The organism is Chryseobacterium contaminans (assembly GCF_001684955.1).
Taxonomy (GTDB): domain Bacteria; phylum Bacteroidota; class Bacteroidia; order Flavobacteriales; family Weeksellaceae; genus Chryseobacterium; species Chryseobacterium contaminans.
On the sequence record NZ_MAYF01000152.1, the window covers coordinates 1 to 4,169 of the forward strand.

At 34.1% G+C, this 4,169-nt stretch carries 2 protein-coding genes; one reads left to right on the plus strand and one right to left on the minus strand.

Going from position 1 to position 4,169, the window contains the following annotated elements; translation table 11 throughout:
- Window positions 1-139: 139 nt before the first annotated feature.
- Complete coding sequence (locus BBH99_RS10180) at window positions 140-940, minus strand: hypothetical protein (RefSeq protein ID WP_066695196.1); 801 nt, start codon at window positions 938-940, stop codon at window positions 140-142.
- Between the two features lie 183 nt (window positions 941-1,123).
- Between BBH99_RS10180 and BBH99_RS10185 the strand changes: the two genes are divergently transcribed.
- Window positions 1,124-4,169: UvrD-helicase domain-containing protein (locus BBH99_RS10185; protein WP_066695201.1), on the plus strand; the 3,046-nt coding region annotated here is incomplete at its 3' end.

Genomic DNA, 4,169 nt, shown 5'->3' on the forward strand with positions numbered 1-4,169 from the left:
TCCTGTTACCGTCTGTTGGGAAAACAAAAAATTACTGCATAAAAGTATAAGGAAAATAACTCCTTTTTTCCAGTATGTAATGATTGTATTTCTTAGGCTATAATTCAACTCTTCTTTTATCTTTAAAAACACCTTTACTTTATTGGGGAACAAGCTTATTTAATTTACGGTATTCAGCAAAGGCAACCTGCAATTCAAACTTTAACACGTCTTTGTTGAAATCTTTCCTGAATTTTTTGGAAAGGTATCTTGTTTCTTCTGCATACAGTAAAAACGCATCGATCTGTTCATCCTCCATCCCGTATTTTTTCAGAAAATCTAAATTCACCTCATTTTTAAGCTGTATCATAAAATCTTGAAATTCTAAATAATTAGCTTTGGTAATTTTAGGTTTTGTTGCTTTGGTCAATAAACCTACTGCTGTACCAATAACACCCAAAACATCTACCTGCCCTACTTTATAATCATGTCCTGTAAAAGTTTTGGAAATGGATTTATCAGGTAAAGGCTCGGTTAAAGGACTTTTCATATATTTTGACATTTCCGATTTTAAGGATTTTAGTTTTTGAGACTCATTGAGACGTTTATTATCTTTTTCCAGATTACCGGTAGGTTTAAAGGCTATCTGTACTTCCGGAATCTGGATTACGGCTTTTTGAAGAATCATCAGCACAGGTGTATTGAAATCTTCTTTTGAAATCTTCTTGCTGGCACGGTAATATCCTTCTTTTATGGCTCTTATTTCATCGTTTTCACCTGCTTCTATCACAAACTTACCTGAAGAATCACTCAGTACAGAAGTATTTTTTGAAACATTAATGATTAATACCGGATTGATATTGACATTACTGTTGTCTGTAACGAGTCCTGTAACTTTTTCCTGTGAGAATGTATAGCTGAATACAATCAGAGATAACAAAAGAAGTAGTTTGAATTTCACGGGTTATTTTTTATAGAGCAAAGCTAAAATTATTTTTAAATTATTGAATAAGTTTAACCACCGTTAACGCCTTTTTAGTATTTCTTTCTACCTTTTACTGCTGAAACTGTTAAATAGGCAGATTGAATTGTTAAATTTTCTTTTAAATTTTAGCTAACTTGCAGTCTCAATTCTCTTTTTACAATGCAAAATTCTTATACAGTCATCAATGCTTCTGCCGGTTCCGGGAAAACCTATGCCCTGGTTCAGCGGCTTTTGATGATCTGTCTTCGCTATCCTAATCAACAGCAATCGATCAGGAATATTCTTGCTTTGACCTTTACGAATAAGGCAGCTAATGAGATGAAGGAAAGGATTTTGTCATGGCTTGGAAATTTCTCAGCCAGTAATTATGCAGAGAATGCTGATCTTAAAAATATTCAGAAAGCTTTTGAAGAAGAAGGATTAAAAATTACCATTGATGAGCTGCATCAGAGGTCTAAAAGGTTGCTGGACCATATTCTTCACAATTATTCTACTTTAAATATCGGAACAATTGACCGTTTTAACTCCAGACTGGTAAGAAGCTTTTCTTATGAGTTAGGACTGGCTAAAAATTTCAATCTGGAAATTGAAGCTGAACCATTCCTGATTGAAGCTGTGGATAAAATGCTGGATCAGATCGGAGAGAATGAAACGATCTCCAATTCTTTCATGGATTATGTGGATTACAGTCTCGAAAACAATGAAAGGATCAATCTTAACAAAAACCTTTATGATTCAGCAAAAGAGTTTGTAAAGGATATTCACTATGAGCATCTGAAAAATAACGAAAGTTTTGATGATGCAAATTATGAAAACATCAAAAATACACTTCGTAAAGATATTATTCTGAATAAAAAACAGGCTGCTGAACTTGCTGCTGCTTCAATTGAATTATTCCAATCCAGGAATATTGAGATTGAAGATTTTGCTCAGGGGAAAAATGGAATCGGAGGTTTCTTTACCAAGGTGATTGATTTTTATCAACAGAAAAGAGCGGGTTTTCCTTTTCCTACTACACAGGAAGAATCTGTCATCAACAATTACAGAAAAGGAGCTTCCTCAAAATCTAAACACAAAGAAACTGAAATTTTTGAAATTCTGGATCAGCTTATTGAAAACAGAATGAAGCTTATTCTTCTCTATATTGAAACCCAGAAGAAAGAAAAGGTTTTATCTGCACTGCTCCCTTTAAAAGTGAATAAGGATATCCAGGATGAGCTGAAAAAAATTGAAGAAGAGAATGATCTTGTTCTTTTATCAAAGTTTAATATTCTTATCAATGAAAATCTTAAAAACGAACCTTCTGCTTTTATTTATGAAAAAGTGGGGGCACAGTTTCAGCATTATTTCTTTGATGAGTTTCAGGATACATCGGAACTGCAGTGGCAGAATTTTGTTCCGCTGAGAGATCATAGTGTTTCCACTGAATATACTTCTTTCACCCTTGTTGGAGATCCAAAACAGAGTATCTACAGATTCCGTGGAGGGGAAAGTAAGCTAATGCTGGATATTATCAATAAAAAGGAATTTTCTCCCAAGCAAGCAGATCTTTTAGTTCTTAAAGACAACTGGAGAAGCGCCAAAAATATTGTACAGTTCAACAATGAGCTGTATCAGTATCACTCACTTGAATTGGAAGACGAGCATAAAAATATCTTTGGAACAGATGCTGAGCAGACTCCTAAATCTGAAATTGAAGGACGTGTAAAAGTAAACCTGATCGAAAATCTTACGAATGAAGAGTTTTATAATGATACATCAGAGAGCATGAGAAAAGATATCCAGGAATGCCTGGATAACGGGTTTAGGTTTTCGGATATCACGATTCTCTGCCGTGGCAATTTCGATATTTTCAGCTATTCTCAAAAGCTTGGAAATTTAAAGGTTAACTATCGAGGTGATGAAACAAATATTAAAACCATTTCTGATAAAGGTCTTACATTGGAGCTTTCCAATACTTTAAAGGCCGTCATTGAGTTTTTAAGATGGGAAATCAATCCAAAGAATAAGCCATGTCTTATTATGATGATGTATTACCTGAATACCCTGGGAAAAATTCACATGGCAGATTTCACACTGGAAATGAAAGAAATTCTGGACATTGAAAGTCATGAGGAAATTCTTCAGTTTATTCAGAAGAAATATTTCTTACAGCTAAAGCAGGATCATTTTCCACGATTCAACCTGTATAATTTTATAGAATATTATATCAATGAATTTTCAGTTGAAAATAAGGAAACAGACTTCCTGCTGAATTTTTTGGAAATGCTTTTCAATTTTACCCAAAATGCAGGAGCCAGTACCAAGGAGTTTTTAAAATACTGGGATGAAGAGGCTTCTTCTTACACTATTCAGGCTTCGGAAAACATTGATGCTATCCAGATCATGACCATCCACAAGTCTAAAGGGCTGGAATTTCCCATCGTTTTTATTCCTATGATGAACAAGAATCGGGATAGTGAGTTTACTAACTGGTTTGAGACCAATGAGAGTGATGCTTTAAAATCTGTTAATATTAATCAGTTCAGTAAGAATCTTGAGGTGTATGATGAGGAAATTCAAAAATTCAACAAGAAAAATTCATATAAAAACCTGATTGACAGGCTGTGTTTGCAATATGTAGCAACAACGCGACCTATTGAACAGTTATTCTTCTATCTCCAAAAGGCTAATAAAACCTCGAATAATCTTGAGCTGCTGGAATTTATTCAGACCAAAAACACTGAAAATGCAGATTCATTTGATTTGTACGAAGTGAAGCCTGAAATGCTGAAGAAGCATTCAAAAACGAAGACTTCATCTTTTAAAACACAGAATATTCAGAATCTGAAAAACGTTAATGAAAAGAGTACTTCTATTAAAATTGCCACTCCGTCAAAAAACTACCAGGTTCGGAATGAAAAAGTGAGGATCGGGCTTTTTGTGCATGAACTTTTATCTAAGATCAATACTGAAAAAGATATTAATAAAGTTCTGGAAGGTTATGTTTTGGAAGGCCAGATTACATGGGAAGAAAAGAATGAAATACAGATCACATTACAGGAAATTGTCAAAAAATACGCTGAATTTTTTGATGAGAAATGGGAAGTGATCAATGAAAAGGATATTATGATCTCTGAAAATGGAGAAAGCCATATTTCCAGACCTGACCGTATTCTGAAAAGTGAGGAAGGTTATATTATTGTTGACTTTAAAACCGGAGAGG